The sequence below is a fragment of the Parabacteroides sp. B2-S-102 genome, from assembly GCF_023656665.1.
Lineage (GTDB): Bacteria > Bacteroidota > Bacteroidia > Bacteroidales > Tannerellaceae > Parabacteroides > Parabacteroides distasonis.
Genome location: NZ_JAMOKM010000001.1, coordinates 397,210 through 417,101, shown reverse-complemented (window position 1 = coordinate 417,101; position 19,892 = coordinate 397,210). Strand labels below are relative to the sequence as shown.

General features: G+C 44.3%; 16 protein-coding genes. 14 read left to right on the top strand and 2 right to left on the bottom strand.

Annotation, left to right across the window (positions count from 1 at the left end):
- Positions 1–18: 18 nt before the first annotated feature.
- Positions 19–2,508: an alpha-L-arabinofuranosidase family protein gene (locus NBH07_RS01780; protein WP_009017517.1), complete on the bottom strand. Its 2,490-nt coding sequence runs from the start codon at positions 2,506–2,508 to the stop codon at positions 19–21.
- Positions 2,509–2,687: 179 nt separating this feature from the next.
- Here NBH07_RS01780 and NBH07_RS01775 point away from each other — a divergent pair, with 179 nt between their 5' ends.
- From NBH07_RS01775 to NBH07_RS01710, 14 genes are all read left to right on the top strand, one after another.
- Positions 2,688–3,053, top strand: coding sequence for a response regulator (locus tag NBH07_RS01775; RefSeq protein WP_005856577.1), 366 nt, complete (start codon positions 2,688–2,690; stop codon positions 3,051–3,053).
- Positions 3,053–4,228 carry a sugar transferase gene (locus NBH07_RS22440; protein WP_156682681.1) on the top strand — a complete coding sequence of 392 codons (1,176 nt, stop codon included), beginning with the start codon at positions 3,053–3,055 and terminating at the stop codon, positions 4,226–4,228. The genes NBH07_RS01775 and NBH07_RS22440 overlap by 1 nt, the downstream gene beginning before the upstream one ends.
- Before the next feature lie 32 nt (positions 4,229–4,260).
- Positions 4,261–5,037, top strand: coding sequence for a TolC family protein (locus tag NBH07_RS01765; RefSeq protein WP_005868389.1), 777 nt, complete (start codon positions 4,261–4,263; stop codon positions 5,035–5,037).
- A gap of 3 nt (positions 5,038–5,040) precedes the next feature.
- Positions 5,041–7,200: a GumC domain-containing protein gene (locus NBH07_RS01760; protein ID WP_008780525.1), complete on the top strand. Its 2,160-nt coding sequence runs from the start codon at positions 5,041–5,043 to the stop codon at positions 7,198–7,200.
- Between the two features lie 8 nt (positions 7,201–7,208).
- Entirely contained in the window at positions 7,209–8,672 is a 1,464-nt protein-coding gene (locus NBH07_RS01755; RefSeq protein WP_008780524.1) for an O-antigen ligase family protein, read from the top strand.
- Positions 8,673–8,676: 4 nt separating this feature from the next.
- Positions 8,677–9,888 (top strand): glycosyltransferase family 2 protein, encoded by a 1,212-nt coding sequence (locus tag NBH07_RS01750; RefSeq protein ID WP_008780523.1) that lies wholly within the window; start codon positions 8,677–8,679, stop codon positions 9,886–9,888.
- Positions 9,885–10,997, top strand: coding sequence for a glycosyltransferase family 4 protein (locus tag NBH07_RS01745; protein WP_008780522.1), 1,113 nt, complete (start codon positions 9,885–9,887; stop codon positions 10,995–10,997). Before NBH07_RS01750 ends, NBH07_RS01745 begins: the two co-directional genes overlap by 4 nt.
- A 12-nt stretch (positions 10,998–11,009) precedes the next feature.
- Positions 11,010–11,636: an acyltransferase gene (locus tag NBH07_RS01740; protein ID WP_008780521.1), complete on the top strand. Its 627-nt coding sequence runs from the start codon at positions 11,010–11,012 to the stop codon at positions 11,634–11,636.
- Positions 11,621–12,547, top strand: coding sequence for a glycosyltransferase (locus NBH07_RS01735; protein ID WP_009017519.1), 927 nt, complete (start codon positions 11,621–11,623; stop codon positions 12,545–12,547). Before NBH07_RS01740 ends, NBH07_RS01735 begins: the two co-directional genes overlap by 16 nt.
- 14 nt (positions 12,548–12,561) lie before the next feature.
- Positions 12,562–14,007, top strand: a complete 1,446-nt coding sequence (locus NBH07_RS01730) for a lipopolysaccharide biosynthesis protein (RefSeq protein WP_005868375.1) — start codon at positions 12,562–12,564, stop codon at positions 14,005–14,007.
- Positions 14,004–15,122: a glycosyltransferase family protein gene (locus tag NBH07_RS01725; protein ID WP_005868374.1), complete on the top strand. Its 1,119-nt coding sequence runs from the start codon at positions 14,004–14,006 to the stop codon at positions 15,120–15,122. Before NBH07_RS01730 ends, NBH07_RS01725 begins: the two co-directional genes overlap by 4 nt.
- Positions 15,123–15,804: 682 nt before the next feature.
- Positions 15,805–16,197 (top strand): hypothetical protein, encoded by a 393-nt coding sequence (locus NBH07_RS01720; RefSeq protein ID WP_005868373.1) that lies wholly within the window; start codon positions 15,805–15,807, stop codon positions 16,195–16,197.
- The gene (locus tag NBH07_RS01715; RefSeq protein ID WP_156682511.1) at positions 16,187–17,644 is read left to right on the top strand and encodes a replicative DNA helicase; all 1,458 of its coding nucleotides are present in this window, start codon (positions 16,187–16,189) and stop codon (positions 17,642–17,644) included. Before NBH07_RS01720 ends, NBH07_RS01715 begins: the two co-directional genes overlap by 11 nt.
- Positions 17,638–19,359, top strand: a complete 1,722-nt coding sequence (locus NBH07_RS01710) for a DNA primase (protein WP_009017521.1) — start codon at positions 17,638–17,640, stop codon at positions 19,357–19,359. The genes NBH07_RS01715 and NBH07_RS01710 overlap by 7 nt, the downstream gene beginning before the upstream one ends.
- Before the next feature lie 236 nt (positions 19,360–19,595).
- On the opposite strand, the gene NBH07_RS01705 is transcribed toward NBH07_RS01710, so the two are convergent.
- On the bottom strand, positions 19,596–19,841 hold the full coding sequence (locus tag NBH07_RS01705; RefSeq protein WP_005868368.1) for a DUF6722 family protein: 246 nt from the start codon (positions 19,839–19,841) through the stop codon (positions 19,596–19,598).
- Between the last annotated feature and the right edge of the window lie 51 nt (positions 19,842–19,892).

Genomic DNA, 19,892 nt, shown 5'->3' with positions numbered 1-19,892 from the left:
CCTCCTGCCCTATCTGACCTACTCCATGTATAATTTCAATATTGTCACTGAATTAGGCGGGAAATTATAGATAAGCGGGCCGCTCATCGGGAATACGATAGGCTCGGTGACAGGCGTTACGGCCCCCGGGCTCTCAAACGTATTACGAGCCTCCGGCTCCCCTCTCAATTGGATCAGCTCCGCCTCGTTACGGATATTCACTCCCTCGATACGCAAAGAGGTCTTCTCCTCGTGGCGGGTCGTATTCACGACCTTCAAGTAAATCACCCGGTTCTCCTTGTCGAGGGTAGCGACGGATACCAACGACGGGATCGGACGCATATCCACCTCATGCAGCAATACGCCGTCCACATAACAACGGACGCGCTCGTACTCGCACGTCATGCGAACCGTATACCACCGGTTACTCTCAAAAGGGAACCGCACGGGAGAGACCAAGCTATCCTTCACGCCACCTACCTGATGGTACAGCTCGCTCGTTCCCGCCCCGATCGTAAAGGCGATATAATCCGCCTGCTCGCCCGTCCGCCCGTTGTCGCGGAGGCGAAGCTGTATCTGCCCGCTACCTTTCGTACGCCGGACGGTAGCCGTATATTCATAGGCGTAGCTCGTAGAGTCGCCGAACAATACCTGGTTCCACCGGTTGGCCTCCGGCACCAACGTACCAGCCTCCGGGACCCTCCATCCCCCGCTCATCACGGATATATCCGATACGGGCACGCCGTCGATCCGCACGTCCTTGAACTCATAGCTATTATCAAACATCTCTACGCCCGCCCGGCCCGTACGTACCTGTGGCTTCTCGTAGGTATCCACGATCGTCTTCAACACCTCATCCCCCCGATGGCGGGTAAACATCTTTAATAAATGGTAGGAAGGAGAGACCACCGCCTGATGGGTGTTGAAAGAGATCAACGGATGGCGCTGGTTCTCGAACCCGGCGTTGCCCAATACCGGGGCATACGCCAAGCGGCGTACCATATCCGGGTTCTCCTCCGCCCCGACCAAGAAACAGGCCTCGGCCACCGCCGCCCGGAGCGTACCGGCCAAGGGTCGCTCCGTCGTCCCGAACTCCCCGATAAACACCGCCGGCGAACGTCGGGAATACCGGTCGCTATTAAACCGGCCGGAGTTCGATAGGAAGAAATTCTCCCCGGCGTAATAATGGGAATCCACCCACTCGCTACGGCCTCGCTTCGTGAGGGGCGAACTGCTGATAACGGTAATCTCCGGATAGGCCTCCTTGATCGCCTTGCGGAAAAGCTCAAAGCGCCTGAAATACTCCCCGCCATAGTTCTCGCTGCCGATCTCGACATACTTCAAGTTGAAAGGTTCCGGATGCCCGTTCCTCGCACGCAGGGCGCCCGGCAGGGAATCCGCCGGGGCGTTCGCGTAGGCGATAGCGTCCAAGGCATCTCCCGTGAGCTTATCCATCGCCGTGATATCCTCGTAGCGGGGCCGGCGGCTTTGGCTCGTGATCCCGCTATTAATAACGTAGATAGGCTCCGCCCCCATATCCTCGCACATTTGCAAGTACTCGTGGTAGCCCATGCCGTTCGTCGTACCATAGGCCCATACGTTCCAGAAATGCTTACGCTCCGAGATATCGCCCAGCGTCTCCCTCCAGATAGGGTACGTACCCGCCGTATACCCCTCCACGAAACTGCCTCCGGGGAAACGGATAAAACGAGGGGCCAAGGAATCGACCAGCGCCGCCAAGTCCGGTCTCAGCCCGTTCTTCCGTCCCTTCCACGTATCCTCCGGGAAGAGGGATACCACATCCAGCCAAAACACGGCGGAGGTATCGGCCGTGATCGTCAAGACCGCGTTCGGCGCGTCCTCCGTAGCCGTAAACGTATGCCTGTATCGTTTCCACTCGTATAGCGGCGCTACCTGAAACACATCGCTCAAGACCGTATTAGCCATCGAGTCCTCCAAGGCCACCCGGATGGTACGGGGCACCATATTCGCCCCCTTGGCGAAAAACGATAGATCGTATCGTTCCCCTTTCCGGATCGGTATCCCCCGGTATCCCTCGGCTATCACGCCTCCGCGCCCCGACTCCCCGGAAGTCGATACGGCCACGAGCAACGACCGCCGGTTCTTATCATTCACCAGCTCCTTCATATCCGGGTATATCTGTGTATTAGGGACGATCCGCCTCCATCCCGGTACGGAATCTCCCCGCATGAAAGGGATCGTCCATCCATTCGGGGTAATCAAGACGTTCCGGGCGGCGTCGTAAGGACAGTTCAAGGGTGGCACGCCATCCTCGAAGCTCCGGTTCTGGATCAGCTCGGCGTACAGCCCCCCATCGATCCCGTGGTTGATCTCCTCAATGGTCAAACCATACAGATCCGGGTTCACGGGAACCGTCAGACCATCCGCCTCCACGGTTATCGTAGAGATCACCGGCATCTCCGGCTGGCAAGAGGACAAGCCCATCCCGACAATAGCGCCAACCAATAAATGAATAACATCAAAATCTATATATTTCCTCCAACGCATCTTCGAATACTCATCTCATTTATGTGCGTACAAACTTAATCAAAAAATCGCAGTTTCCCCTATTTTCAAAGTCCGAACTGTTTTTTCAAAAAAACAATTGAAAAACATAGATTTTTTCAATTTAATATCCTAAATTTGCATAATAGATAAAACAAAAGACGACAATATTATACGACTCTATGGAGAAATCTGTTCTTTTAGTGGATGACAAGCAAGAAATCGCAAAGATAATCATGCTTTATTTATCAAGTACTTACAAGGTATCCTATAAAGAAAATCCTTTGAAAGCGATCGCTTGGCTTCAAGAAGGCAATTTACCGGATTTGATCATCTCTGACTTGAATATGCCAGAAATGTCCGGAGAGGAATTCTTGGTTTATTTAAAAGCGAACGATATGTTCAGCCATATACCGGTCTTGATCCTATCGAGCGTAGAGAGCAGCTCAAATAGAATACGTTTGTTTGAGGAAGGGGCGGAAGACTTTATCTTGAAGCCTTTCAATCCAGAGGAATTAAGGGTAAGGGTAAAACGAATATTAAGATAATGAATTATGTCTTTTTCGGTAATAACGTGCCGTTGGCCGAACGTTTACGTAAGGCATTAGGCACCGGGGTCATAGAATGTATAACGCTTCTGCAGATGAAAAACACGCTTCTTCCTGCCGAGGAAATGGATTATTGTGTATTCATCGAGAAAACAGATCCTACGTTAAACATTCCTGCGATCATGCATTTGCATAAGACGTTTCAAAATATATATATCGTATTAATCGCCCCGGAAATGACCCGGGAGGAGAAAATATCCTATTTGCAAGCCGGAACGGACTGTGTCATCTCCGAGTCTACCTCTAAGGAAGATTTAGTGAAGCTACTGGGTATCGCCGAGAAATGCAAGAGAATGGAAAAAGCGCGTAAGCCTCAAATAAAAGAGCCTGATCTCGCCATTTTCAAGCTGCCTTTATGGAAAAGGGTCTTCGACATCATTTTCTCATCCATGGCGCTCCTCTGCCTCTCCCCTATCTTTATCATCACGGTGATTTGGATCAAGCTGGAGGACAAAGGCCCCGCTTTCTACAAGTCGAAACGAGTAGGCAGCAACTATAAGGTTTTCGATTTTTATAAGTTCCGCTCTATGTATATGGATGCGGACAAACGCTTGGCTGAATATAAGAAACTTAATCAGTATACGGAATCTATTGCTGAAGAGGCTGTAGCCTCTTCAGCAACTTCTGTGAATTCACAGAAGCAAGCTTCTTTTTTTAAAGACGATGAGCAAAATATCATTTTATATTCCGACAATGACGCTACTCCTGAAAACGACTATTTAAAAGTAAAACGTCACGAACGCTCCAACGCTTTCATCAAATTAGAGAATGATCCCCGTATAACAAAGATCGGCCATATTATCCGGAAATACAGCATTGACGAACTTCCCCAGCTATTCAATATATTAAATGGAGACATGTCAATAGTTGGTAACCGCCCTCTTCCCGTATACGAGGCGGAATTATTGACCAGCGATGAATACATACAACGCTTCATGGCTCCTGCCGGCCTTACAGGTCTTTGGCAAGTAGAGAAACGTGGCAATTCTGGTAGTATGTCCGCCGAGGAACGTAAACAATTAGACATCAAATATGCTCATACATTTTCTTTCTGGCTGGACGCAAAGATTATATTCAAGACATTCACGGCGTTCGTGCAGAAAGAGGACGTATAAACTATACATAGCTGATAACAAACATAATTCACATGAAGATACTATTTATTCTATTATTCATATTAAATGCTTTTTCAATTGTCGCACAAAAAAAGAAGACATACTTCGATAAAGCTACAACAATAGAAGTAACTTCCGGCACGGATTCTATAAATGCCATGCTAGATGACTATGAACGTATTCAATTACCACCTCTATCGGTTTTTCTGGAATCCGTATATGACCATCCTTCTGTCAGAATTTATGAAGCTAAAAGAGATGAGGCTAACGCCGATATGAAGATTACAAAAAGAGAATGGTTGGACTATTTCAGGGTATACGGCCAATATCAATATGGGCGATTAGTTCAACTTTCTACAAGAGAAACCATAGAAGATCCTTCATTTCTCACCAGTATAGGCAGTAATCAGCATACTTACAGTGTAGGTATTTCCGTGTCTATCCCATTCGGAGACTTATTCAGCCGAGGCCAAAAAGTACGGATGAAGAAAGCTCGTTTCCGTCAATTGGATTATGAGTATGAAATGTCCATAGAAGAACGGAAATTAAGAATACTGGAAGCTTATAATAGTGTCTTACAAGCATTGGCTACATTAAAAGCTAAATCAGATGCTGCCGCACTTTACAACGCCCAGATGAAAATCTCCGAACAAGATTTTATTAATGGAAAAATTGATATTATCTCATTATCCATGGAACGTGGACGTCGTTCTGGTGCCGTGATTTCTTACCAAGAAGGTCGTGCGACCTTACACAATGCCGTAACTTTATTAGAAATGCTCACAAATGTTAAGATTATAAATCGATAACCCATGGATATAACACTTTATATATCGCGTTTTATATATAGAATCCGGCATCAATTAGTATTCGGAACGCTAATAATAACAGCGTTGGTTGCTTATTTCAGTCAATTCTTAGAAAAAAAATATACAGTTACCACCTCAATTTACACTGGCATTACGTCTAATACAGGATTAGATGATGAGACTCGGCCTGATTGGCAAGCAGTGAATAACACCTATGATAACTTGGTAAATCTAACCAAATCAAGAGGAACCTTAGAAAATGTCTCATTGAAATTACTAGCTCTAAACTTAATGCATGGAGATCCGGAAATAGATAATCTATATATAACAGCAAATAACTATAAAAAGTTGATAGCTTCCGTGCCAGAAGAGATCTTACTTTTAGTTGATACAACTTCTCTTGACAAAACCGTTAACTTATTCAAGGAGTATAAATACAGCGACAGTCGTAATTATTTACATGAGTTGTTTAATGGATCTAGTGCATTTTACAGTTACAATGCCTTATCCAGTATTATCATCAGAAGGCAAGGAAACAGCGACTTAATAGAGATAGCTTATACTTCTACCGATCCCGGTATTACATGGAATACGGTCAAATTGGTGAGTGAAGAATTAAAATATTCGTATAACAACTTACGATATCAAACCGCAAATGATATTGTTAAATATTATGAGGAAGAACTTAAGAAACTTCGTGTACAACTGAATAAGCAAGAAAACGAGCTTACTGATTATAATGTAAAGAATAGTGTTATTAACTATATTGAGCAAACTAAAGCTATCGCCCACTCTTTCGCAGACTTTGAGAATCGGTATGAGGAGACACGGCGAAATTACGAGAGCTCATCCAGCATTATCAAAAATCTGGAGCAGTACATGGATATTCGTACTAAATTAGTTAAGTCCAATGAGGAATTCATTAATACCTTAGCCGAGGTATCCCGTATTAGTGGTAAAATAACAGAAATAGAGACTTTCACCTCCGATGAAATGCTAAGTAAAGACCAAGAGTTAGTAAAATACAGGGAAGAACTACGAGATGCCGAAAAGAAAATAGGCCTAATTACTAATAATATTAATAGTTATAAAGAAAGTAAAGAAGGTATAGCCATTGAAGGTTTAGTTCAAGAATGGTTAAATCAAACACTTATACAAGCGAAAGCACAAGCTGATTTGAAGGTTCTAAACGAGCGCAAGAATGATTTTGCAGATCAATACAAGAATTATTCTCCTATTGGTACACGAATAAATCAACAAGAACGTGAGATTCATGTAACCGAGCAATCTTATCTTGAAGTACTTCATGCTTTAAATATGGCAAAGATGAAGCAGAAGAATCTTCAATTAACCTCTTCAAACTTAAATACGATCTCGGATGCCTCCTATCCTTTATTCAGTGATAAAGGAAAGCGGTTTCTATTAGTTGTTGCCGCATTTATTGGTAGCATTATCTTTATTATCGGATTAAACCTAGTTATCGAGTTGCTAGATCGTACGCTCCGGGATGCCGAACGGGCCAGACGTCTTACTGGCATGAATATATTAGGGGCTTTCACAGGACGTAATTCCCAATTAAAATATCGTGGATTCGTAAAAACTTGTAACCGTATCTCTGCGGCTTATGCTTGTAACCGGTTAACACCTTACATCAAAAAGGGCGATACACTTTGTATCAATATACTAAGTCTAGAGGAAAAAGAAGGAAAAACGTTTATCTCACGATATTTCCAAGAATCTTGGGAAGAGCTTGGCTTCAACGTAAAATATCTGAGGATCGGTCAAGACATCCCTATCGATGCCTCTTTATTGATGGCTGAACGGATAGAGAAACATATCCAGCTCGAAAGTAGGCCGGATATATTAATAGTCGAGTATCCTGCCATCCAGCAGTATGGTACTCCATCCCACTTATTAGGATCAAGCCAAGTCAACCTGTTAGTCGCTAACGCTTGCCGGGTTTGGAAGAATAGTGATACGGTACTAATTAATTATCTACGTGACATTACAGAAAGTACAGCGTTGTATTTATATCTGAACAATGCCACCCGAGAGGCTGTGGAAGATTTCACAGGGCAATTACCCCCTAGAACATCTATGCGATCATTTGCTAACCGAATGATGTATATGGGACTAACAGCGACTAATACCGCAGTAAAGTAACGAGGAGAATGGAAACGTCAAGGTATACAGAAAGGGTCAACATCCCATTTAAAATATCTCAACTCATTCTTATTCTAGGATTGGGAGGGATTGGTATCTCCTTGCTGTATAATTCTATTCCTGTATTCATACTTATATCCTTGATTCCATTATTATGTGTAGGAAGTATCCTTTTATTAAGATATCCGTGGTTTATATTATTCGTAATCTTCACGATTAATTATCTCATATTAGGTATTTCTCGGTACGTTTCCGTAGAAGGTATCAGTGTCATTATGGAAATCCTGTATGTATTAGCTTTGGTACTGATCTTTATACAGGCCGCCCTCTTCCAAAACATAGAATGGCGTAGAGCAATTAATATTCTAAGCATCACATTATGTGTCTGGACGGGCTATTGCATTTTAGAAATCATCAACCCAACTGCTTCTTTAGAAGGTTGGATATTATCAAGAGGATTAATATTCAACGGATTAATCATTGTCGTTATTACATCTTTGTTATGTACGCGATACTCCATCCTTAAAGCCATAATATTCTGCCTATCCATATTCACATTATTGGCCATAGTGAAAACGTTGATACAATATATTATTGGATTTGACAGTTACGAAACTAAATGGTTAAACGAAGGAGGAGCTACAACACATATCATTTGGTCGGGAACTCGCTATTTCTCATTTTTCACGGATGCCAGTAACATGGGTGCCAACATGGGTGCAGCCAGTATGTTTTTCGGTATAGCCGCATTCCATATGCGATCGATCGCATGCAGGATATATTATCTCTGCGTCGCTATTTTAGCTCTTTACGCCATGTTCCTCTCCGGGACAAGAGGGGCGATGGTTGTGCCATTAGCAGGATTAGCTCTATACACACTGGTCAGTAAACAAACTAGAGCTATTATTGGAGGAGCGAGCATGCTACTATTTATCTATGTTTTTTTCGCTTTTACAACCATAGGAGAAGGTAACTCATCGATCAGGAGGATGCGAACCGCATTCAATCCAACCAAGGATGCCTCGTATATCGTACGTAAAGAGAATCAAAGAAAATTGGCTACATATCTAAAGCACAAACCTTTCGGAGAAGGGTTGGGGCTATCCGGAGATGGATTAGGGGTAAAAGTTTCCAGACGTTTTACGACCTCAATTCCGACTGATTCTTGGTATGTAAAAATCTGGGTAGAGACCGGTATCGTTGGATTGATACTTTATCTTGGCATGATCTTCTCAGCTATAGGATGGGGAGGCTGGATTATTGCGAAACGAATAAAAGATCTTGAACTAAAAGGATTATTATCTGGACTACTTTGTGGTATATTCGGTATGTTCATTAATGCATACACAAACTCCTTTTGGGGACAATTTCCAACAATGATAATCGCACTTATGGGACTAACTTTTGTATTAAACGGTCCTTATTTCGATAAGGATATAGAAATAAAAAAATTAACTATTTCAAATAAATAATACCATGATTGAACAATTCTTTCAAATAGGAGAAAACTGGATTGATAAGGAGCAATATGCTTTTCAATTAGGAGATGCCATATTATTTCTTTGTTTTCTGATATTTGTACTATATCTATTTGTATTTTCCGTTTATTCCAAACGAAAACCACAATATAATTATCCTACAGCCAAGAAAAAATATCGTTTTGCGGTCTTGTTCCCAGCTTATCAAGAAGATGAAGTTATCATAGACTCAGTAAAAAGTTTTCTCTCTCAAGAATATTCAAAAGGGCTATACGACATTATCGTAATTTCTAATCAGATGCGACAAGAGACTATTGATAACTTAAAAACATTATCAGCGAAAGTCGTTGAGATGAATAGTCCCCAAAGCACAAAGATTGAAGCCCTTAAGGAAGCCATACATTATATTGAAGAAAGAGATATCAAGTATGATAATGTAGTTATTCTTGATGCGGATAATGTCGTAAAACCAAACTATCTCGAGAAAATAAACGATGCTCTTTACGCAGGTTGTTCCGCATTGCAAACACATCGGGTCGCTAAAAATCGAGATAACAGTATCGCAGTACTCGATTCTGTCAGCGAAGAAATTAACAACTCAATCTTTCGCAAGGGGCATACCCGTCTCGGTTTCTCTTCCGCTCTAAGTGGTTCGGGAATGGCTTTCGAATATGATCTTTTCAAGAATATCATACAAGATTGTCACGACATTGGAGAGGATAAATACATGGAAAGGAAACTTTTGTTACAAAATGTTTATATCGAATATTTAGAAGAAGTATATACTTATGACGAGAAGGTCAGAGGTAAGAGAGATTTTTACAATCAACGACGTCGTTGGTTAACGACTCAAATCAGCAACTTATTCTCCGGTATTTTCCAAATGCCGGGAGCCATATTAAAAGGGAATTGGGACTATTGCGACAAATTGTTCCAATGGATGATGCCTCCCCGTGTATTACTCTTGGGTTTTATTGTATTAATAGCCTCACTCTTAACCATTCTTGATTTCATAACATCCATTAAGTGGTGGCTTTTATTGATATTACTAGGTATCACATTCAGCATAGCGGTACCAGATTATCTCGTTGACAGGAAATTCAAGAAAGCGATAGCGAGTGTCCCTGTTTTATTCATACTTATGTTTCTCAATATTTTCCGTATAGGGGGACGTAAATTCAATCCAACCAAACACTCTTTCAAATCATGAGAATAGCGATTGAGGCACAGCGTATCTTCCGGCCCAATAAACATGGAATGGACTTTGTCGCTCTCGAAAGTATTAGGGAGTTACAGAAAATCGACAGGGAAAACGAGTATTTCATCATCGTAAGCCCGGGTGAGGACCATTGTTTAGAGGAAACAGATAATGTACATATTATCGAGGTGAAATGCCCTACCTACCCTCTTTGGGAACAGGTTGCCCTTCCCCGGGTCGTGAGTAAAATAAGGCCAGATCTTTTGCACTGTACGAGTAATACAGCTCCGATACATTGCCCCGTTCCGTTAGTGCTGACATTGCATGATATTATTTTCTTGGAACCCCGTCAGGGAGGGAATAGATCTTGGTATCAAAACATGGGATGGTATTACCGCCGCATGGTAGTTCCTCGCATACTTTCCCAATGCGAGAAGATCATCACAGTTTCTCATTTTGAGTGCAACCGCATACGTGAGGCATTGCAATTGCCGAAGGACAAAATCACAGCCATCTATAATGGATATAGCGAACATTTCCGTCCTTTATCGGAAACATTATCCATTACCCGCAAATACATCGATGATGACGATTATATTTTTTTCCTAGGCAATACAGATCCTAAAAAAAACGTCGCTCGCACCCTAAAGGCGTATAGTCTTTATCTGAAGCAGTCTGATAAAAAACGCCCTCTGCTTATAGCTGATTTAAGCAAGGATAAATTAGACGCTATCCTCCGGGAGCAGCAGATAGAAGAAATCAAACCTTATCTCTCCTATCCGGGATACATTCCAAACAAAGACCTAGCTTATTTATACAACGGTGCTTTCGTCTTTTTATATACTTCCCTCCGGGAAAGTTTTGGTATCCCTATGTTAGAGGCCATGGCTTGCGGCACACCTGTAATTACCGGGAATACATCTGCTATGCCAGAGATAGCAGGAGAAGGAGGAATACTGGTTAACTCTTTGAATGCAAAAGAAATAGCAGAGAAAATACTTTATTTGGAGCAAGATCAAATTTTCTATCAAAATCAAATAAAGTATGGCTTAAATAGAGTCCAAAAATTCTCTTGGGCACAAACCGCAGAAAATCTATTGTCTCTATATAAAACGATTTAAACCAAATAAATCATGGATTTAGGCCCAATCAAACAGAAAATCAAGCAAAATGAGTTTTTGAAGAAAATAGTATTCTATTCAATAACCTCTCCTAAAAATCCTAAACCTCGTTGTTGGGTAAAATGGTTTGTCAATCCTTGGATCCATAAAAAAGGAAAAGGAGCTATCATTCGAAGGAGAAGATCCCGTATTGATGTATTCCCTTGGAATCAGTTCACGGTAGGGAAAAATACCGTTATTGAGGATTTCACGACCATTAACAACGGAGCCGGCGATGTTATCATAGGTGACAACGCTCGTATTGGTATCGGCTCCGTGGTGATTGGCCCCGTACGATTCAAGAATAAAGTAGGATTAGGCCAACATGTCTTCATATCCGGTTTCAATCATGGATACGAAGATGGAAATATGGATTCCAATGAACAACCTTTGGTAAAGAAGATCGTGGTAATAGATGAAGACTCTCATATTGGGGCGAACAGTGTAGTTGTGGCAGGTGTTCATATAGGCAAAAGATGCCAAATTGGAGCCGGAAGCGTAGTTACTAAAGATATTCCAGACTATTCCGTCGCCGTAGGTAACCCTGCAAAAGTTATCAAACGCTATGATATAAACAAACAAAAATGGATAAGAATCTAGTAAGCGTAATCATACCAGTATACAATACAGAAGAATTTGTAGAAGAGGCAGTAAGATCCATCATGAACCAAACTCTACAGGAAATAGAGATCATTGTCATAAATGACGGTTCAACAGACGGCAGTCTATCTATTATAGAACGCTTGGCTAAAGAAGATAAACGTATACGAACCTATACGCAGCAGAACCAAGGATTATCAGCTACTCGTAACAAAGGCAACGAATACGCTCAAGGCAAATACATTTATTTTATGGATAGTGATGATTATTTGGAACCGGAAACCTTAGAAACATGTTATATAAAATGTGAACAACAGGCTTTAGACTTCGTTTTATTCGATGCTGACATATTAAACAAGGAAAAACATAAAAGCTTACATTTAAACTACCAACGAAAAGATTGTACGAATCCGGAGTTAGTATATCAAGGTCCACATATCTTAAAGCTATTAATGGATCACAAGGCATATTCTCCATCCGCATGTCTTAATTTCATAAGAAGAGAATACCTAACAGAGATCCAACTCGATTTTCTTCCCGGAATCATCCATGAAGATCAATTATTCACATGCTTGTTATATTTACAGGCCCAAAGAGTATCCTCCATACACAAGGATTTCTTCAAACGTAGGCTACGGGAAGACTCAATCATGACCAGTAAGTTCTCAATGCGAAACATGGAAAGTTACTTTACGATAACTGCCCATTTAAGCAAATTCGCAGACTCACACCCAATGTTCCGTGAAATAATCGACTTATATTTATCAAGAATGCTCAACGCCGCAGTATGGCTATCCTATAAAACACCCTTTAAAGATCGCTTGAAAATAGCCAGACGATGTCTAAAAGAATATAGGCAATACGTGACAACAAAAAATCTAATAGTTTTATTATTCAAATCATTCCTATAAAAACAAAAGAAACTATGGCATCCATAAAAAAAGAATTAATATCAGGAGTATTATATACGGCCATATCCAAATATTCCGGAATAATTATTTCTCTGGTTGTCACCGGAATATTAGCACGCTTAATTGCCCCCGAAGAATTTGGTATAGTAGCAATAGCAACTGTAATTATTTCTTTTTTTGGTATTTTCAGTGACCTAGGTATTGCGCCCGCTATTATTCAAAATAAGGATTTAACAGGCAAAGATCTTAACAGAATATTCTCTTTTACCTTATGGTTGGGAATCATGATATCTATTCTTTTTTTCCTATGCTCTTGGCCCATTTCTTTTTTTTATAAACAAAAGACATTACTGACAATATGCCAACTACTATCCATCAATTTATTTTTTGCTTCGGCAAACATCGTTCCTAACGCACTCCTATTCAAGAATAAGGAGTTTAAGTTTATCGCATATCGTAGCTTAACTATCCAATTTATTGGAGGAAGCATAGCCATCAGTGCCGCCATCGCAGGTGCCGGACTATATGCATTAGTCATTAATCCTATTTTCTCCAGCATTCTCTTGTTTATCATATCATATCGGAAAAACCCTCAAAAGTTACAATATACATTCGGTCTGGATTCGGTCCAAAAGATATTCAGTTTCTCAGCCTATCAATTTTTATTTAATGTAATTAATTATTTCAGCAGAAACCTTGATAAATTATTAATCGGAAAATACATGAATATGAATGCCCTAGGGTATTACGAAAAATCATATCGGCTAATGATGCTTCCTTTGCAAAATATAACCCATGTGATCTCTCCTGTCATGCATCCAATCTTTTCCGGTTTTCAAGATGACTTGCATAAGCTAGCGGATTCATACGAGAAGGTTATTCATATTCTAGCCTTTATTGGTTTACCCCTGTCTGCGTTATTATGGTTTTCCGCAAGGGAAATCACTCTCATTTTGTTTGGGGATCAATGGATGCCCTCCGTTCCGGTATTCCAGATATTATCTATATCTGTTGGTATACAAATAATATTATCAACATCCGGCTCTATTTTCCAAGCGGCCAACGACACTAAAAGTTTATTCATTTGCGGCGTATTCTCCACTTTATTAAACGTATCTGGCATTGTAATAGGGATATTTGTATTTAAAACGCTCGAAGCGATCGCATGGTGCATTACTATCACATTTACGATCAATTTCATCCAATGCTATATATGGATGTATAAAGTGACATTAAAGCGTAATGTGAAAATCTTTATCCGACAATTTTTATCACCTATTGTATTAACAAGTATTTTGATACTCTTACTATGGCCTATATATGAGATATCATACAAGATGACTGAGCTAGGAAGCTTATCCGTTAAGATTCTGTTAGCTATATCTTTTTCTTCCATATATATACAATTAAGTGGAACTTATGATATTATTAACCTACTTAAATCCAAGATACAGAAATGAAAGCTTTATTCCTGATATTTCACGGTCTTAATCCTGCTAATGGGATCAGCAAGAAGATCTACTACCAAGTCAATGCCTTAAGAGCATGTGGCATTGATACGAGACTCTGTTACCTAAATGAGTCTAACGGCAGGAAATTGAGAATGATAGACTCCGAGGTACTACAAGATTATGGAGCAGGGTTCAAGGGTAAAATACTGAAAAGGATAGAATATTCTTCAATCGTTGAATATGCGAAGAAAGAAAATATTAGTTTTATTTATATGCGATCTGATCATAACGCTAATCCATTCACGATTCATATGGTTCATCAAATGCGTAAAGCGGGGATAAAGGTTGTAATGGAAATACCAACTTATCCTTATGACCAAGAATATATAGGTTTCTCTCGTCGGAAATTACTATTTATAGATCAATGTTTCCGTCATTCCTTGGCCAAACAATTATGCGGGATCGTGACTTTCTCCGACTATAAGACCATATTCGGCATTCCCACTATACAAATATCGAACGGCATTGACTTCTCGCAAATTAAATTGAAACAACAGGTCAACGATACAAACAAGGAACTTCACCTAATAGGAGTAGCGGAGATTCATTACTGGCATGGATTTGACCGTCTGGTTAAAGGTCTGGCTGATTATTATGATTCACATCCCAATTACAAAGTCTTTTTCCATATTGTAGGAGATTTCTTCGGGCAACGAGAAAAAGATGATATCCTTCCAATCATCAAACAGCATAAATTAGAGAACTACGTAACCCTTCACGGCGCTAAGCACGGCGAAGAGCTTGACCGGCTTTTTGAGAAAGCAGACATGGCCATCGGTAGTCTTGCACGGCATCGTAGCGGTATCACCCATATTAAAACATTAAAGAACAGGGAATATGCCGCCCGGGGCCTTTCTTTTATTTACTCTGAGACAGATAGCGACTTTGAGAATAAACCGTATATACTTAAAGTGCCCGCAGATGAAACCGCCATCGATATAAACTCATTAATACATTTTTATGAAAAGCAATCTCTTTCTCCCCTTGAGATCAGGGAATCAATTCGATCTCTCTCATGGGAAACTCAAATGAACAAAATAATTAACTCTATAAAAATCTCATAAGAAAAAAACATGGTTATTCCTTCGCAAAAAGGTAAGACGCCTTCTTTTTCCTATGATATTTGTAGGGAGCACTTACTATACATAAATAATATTCACATGACTAGAATTCACGAGTTATAGGCCATTATCTACAAATATATTTTAGTGTCTAGAATCAGCCTCAAGGCTGCACAATCACTCATAGTTTATTAAAATATTCAATCCCTAAAAAAATATCTATTTTCCAATTAACATCACATAATAATCCTCCATAAATTTAGCTATTACTATCTAAATAAAGCGTACTATAACACATGTTTGTAAACATTTAATATCTTCGTATATATTTTGTTTTATTACAATTTTATTCCGATCTTTGCAGAGATTTAAACAACAATTATAAATCCTCACGATCTTCATAAAAAAAGAGTGGAATATTTATTCATTCATGATTTACGGCCATTGTGAAAAAACGATCTAAATGAAATGGTTCTTCAAAAAAGACGGAAACGACACGTTTCCTATTTAAATCTTTTAATAACTCCCTTGTATATTTATATATAGCGGTGCGAAATCGTGGCGAAAAAAAGCAACGATTCCAAGCTTATCCGCTAAGGATTAAGAAGTTCAGAGTTTGATCTAGAATGCGATTCAGAGTACGATATTTATTAACACGCCCTAAAGGGGTATAATTCAAAACATTATGTATAAACTATTCAACACGGATGAGCTACGGAAGAACGGCTACATCCGCTATCCCAGAGTTTTCTTGGATATGCTCATAAGAAATTGTTGCAAGGGAAAGCGGATCCCGACGCAAATAGGGATCATGCTGTACCTGTACAGCAAAGTCGCCTATAGCCCTTACCAATGTCCATGGAAAAATGACACATACACCATCCAGAAAGGGCAATGTATCGTGAAAATACCCGAGCTGGCCACTTATCTTGGCTGCACGGTCTATGCCATACGGAAAGGATTGGAAGAGCTAGAACAAAGCAGCGTGATAACCAAGAAAAAACTAGATCACGGTATGGCGGTGGAAATTATCAATTATCAGTCGTTCATACTAAACAAAACATCTTATGGCAAATAAGAAAACGCTAACCCCTACCTCCCTCCCCGCCAGCCTCACGCTATCCGAAGAGCGGAAAGCGGAGAAAGCCCTGCTCTTCGGGCTGCTGGCCTCACGCAAGAGCCTTCCCGAGATCGCCTTCAGGATAAGGCCCGAGATGTTCACCCACCCGGATATCGCCTTGGCGATAGAGGCCTACCTCAGCCTTCACGGGAAGGGGGAAGGAACGGATATACTCTCGGTGGAGAAAGAGATACGGAGGCTCTCGCCGGAGAGGGCCGGGCAACTGCCCGACCTCTTCGAGCTGGCCCGGCAAGACGGCTACATGGAGGTAGGCGGAGAGTTCGTACGGCAGCATTGCCAGTACATAAGGGAGGCCTTCGTGGCAAGGCGGCTTATCCTGAGGTGCCACGAGCTGGCGCATAAGGCGGCGGCCGACGACCGGGATACGCAAAAGCTGATATCGGAACTGGGAACGGTGGCCGACGAACTGGGCGAGCAGCTCTCCCTCACCCACGAGATACCGGACATGCCTACCGCCACCGCCGAGGCCATGGCACGGGTACGGGAGATACGCAAGCGGGTAGCCCGGGGCGGTACGGCGGGCATACATACCGGGCTGGGGGGACTGGACAGGCTTATGGGAGGGTTGCGGACAGGCTCGCTCCACGTGTTCGCCGCCCGCCCGGGCATGGGAAAGACGGCCTTCGCCCTTTTCATGGCGGTGAACGCCGCCAAGCAAGGGGTACCGGTTTGCGTCTACAGCCTGGAGATGTCGAGGGAACAGCTGATCTTCAGGATGCTGGGACAGATAGCCGACGTGGAGCCTTCGAAGATCACCAAGGGAACCGCCACCGAGGAGGAGATGAGAGCCTTGGAGGAGGCGAGCCGGCAGCTGAAAGAATTGCCGATATGTATCAACCAACGCTCGGACATCCAAATAGACGAGATACGCTGCGACATCTCCCTCAGGAGGCGGCAAGGGAAGTGTTCCCTCGCCATTATCGATTACTTGCAGCTGGTAAACCGGGACGACAAGGGGCAGACCCCGAACGAGGCCATCTCAAACATCACCCGCAAGGCCAAGATTACGGCGATGGACGAGGAGATACCGATCGTGCTGCTCTGCCAGCTGAACCGCAATTGCGAGACGAGGGGGACCTACTCCTTCAGGCACCAGCTATCCGACCTCCGGGACTCCGGCTCTATCGAGCAGGACGCCGATACGGTGGCCTTCATCAGCCGCCTCTCCGTGGTGAACATACACGAGGACCCGGATACGCACCTGCCTACCCGGGGGAGGGGCACGATCCTGCTGGCCAAGAACCGCCAAGGCGAGCTGGGACACGTGCGCTTCATGCACAACGAGGGCGTGACCTCCTTCTGGGACGACACCCAGCCGGCATGCGTCCGCAAGGCCCGGGCAGCGGAGCCTAAACCGAAGGGAAAGGGCCTCTTCGAATGCTGACGGACGATACGCTGCGCAAGGTGCGGGAGACGGCCCGCATCGACGAGGTAGCCTCCGGTTACCTCACGCTACATCGCTCGGGGAAGGACTTCGTGGCGCTGTGCCCGTTCCACGACGAGCGGCATCCCTCCTTCCGCGTCTCCCCGGCGAGGAACATCGGGAAGTGCTTCAGTTGCGGCGAGGCGGCGGACCCGATACGGCTCGTGTGCCACATGGAGGGATGCGGCTTCGAGGAGGCAGTACGCCTACTGGCACGCAAATACAATATCGAGGTGGAAGAGACCGCTGCCGCTGGTCGTGAGCGGCGGCGGGACGAGCGGGAAGCGTTGTTGCTGGCGAACGCTTCGTTCGCTAGCGGCCTGCTACCGGGCCACCCCGTAGGTACGGCACGTACGGTAGAAGATCGCCATGGGCTGGAAGAGACCTACCGCGGCTTCGGCGTGGGACTTTGCCCGCCCAACGTCCCCCAAGTGTTCCGCCCCTTCCTAGGCCGGCTCATCTTCCCGATACACACCACCGGGGGACAGGTGGCCGGGTTCGCCGGACGGAGCCTTACCCCGTCGGAGAAGGGGCGGAAATACGTCAACTCCCCCGACAGTCCTGCCTACCACAAGGGGCATATCCTCTACGGCCTGCACAAGGCGGTGAAGGCCGTTCGCTCCGAGGGGCGAATCCTGCTTTGCGAGGGATACAAGGACGTGCTCGCCTTCCACGCCTGCGGCATACGGTACGCCGTGGGGCTATGCGGCACGGCGCTCACCGAGGAGCATATCCGGGCGATACGGAGGCTGGCCGGGCAGGTGACGCTCTCTCTCGATCCCGATCCGGCGGGACGGCAGAACACGGTCCGGTGCGCCCATATGCTCCTGTCCGAGGGATGCGCCGTCAGCCTGCTTCCCCTGCCCGACGGCATGGACCCGGACGAGGTGTACCGCCGGAAAGGGAGCGACGAGCTGGCACGCCTAGCACGGGAGGGTACCCTCGATTACCTCTCCTACCGCATCCGCCAAGCGGCTTCCCGCCCTCACACGGACACCGCCGCCATCAACGAGACGTTGGGCGAGATCGGCCTCCTCTCCTCCCCGCTGGCCGTGTACCGAAGGATCGGGGAGCTATCCGGAGCGACGGGAATACCGATAGAGGTACTACGGCAGGAAATCTCCGTCGCCACAGGCCCGAAAAACGTACCGGTACCGGTGCCGAAGAAGGAAGCCGCAGGCCTCACGCCCACCCTGCCACGAGAAAGGACGTTACTGCGTTTTTGCCTCACGCACCATGACCGGATGTTCTACGACCCCGACGGAAACGAGATTTCCCTGCCCGCATGGGTCTCTGGCGAACTGGCGGACAACGAGCTTCCCCTAGAAGACCCGGAGCACGCCCGCTTGCTCCACCTCCTGTCCGAGGGCAAGCACCCGGACGGGATAGCGGACGAGCGGCTCTCCGCCCTTGTCCTCTCCCTCCGGGCCTCCGCGCCGCAAGATACCGGGCCGGTACCGGACGAACGGCTTCCCGGCGAGACCCGCTTCCAAGTGCTCCTCTACGGCGAGTCCTTCGCACGCCGGAAGCTAGCCCGGACCTTGGAGTCCGTCCGCACGGCGGCGACACCCGAAGAGCGCCTGCGCCTACAAGCCACGCTCGAGAATCACTTCGCCCTAAGCGACCGTATCGCCCGGGAATTGCAAAGCCAAAGTATCCTGCCGGAGGGGATATAGGGGGGAGACAAAAAAAACACTACCGTGTTTGGCACCGAACACTATTGTGTTGGGAAGCCAACACAGTAGTATCCGAAGCCAAACACAGTAGTGTTCGGACCGGAAACACGATAGTCCTTTTATTTCATGCTATCCAACCAACGCTTGCCGGATGGCGTGTACATCCAAACGATAAACACCACAAGTATCAATAGCATTACCCCGAAAAGAAATGTCAATGGATTCATAGCTCTTTATTATTTCAAGATTTTATTACCACAGAAAGCTAACCCGACAGAGAACAAGATCCCTACCATGAACATTCCAATCATACTTATCTCTATCTTTTCCGATTGGAATAACATAGCTATTCCACCCAGCACCAATGCCGTGAACGTCAGTTTTGACAAATCGTAAAAATATTTGCCCAACGTCTCACGCTGGCACTTCGCCCGTTCACGGGACTCACCTCTCACGTCTCGCCGCTTGTCTTTCTCTTTCATACCGTAAATTTTTCATGTCAATCGAATTTTGATTGAGCAAACATACGCTTA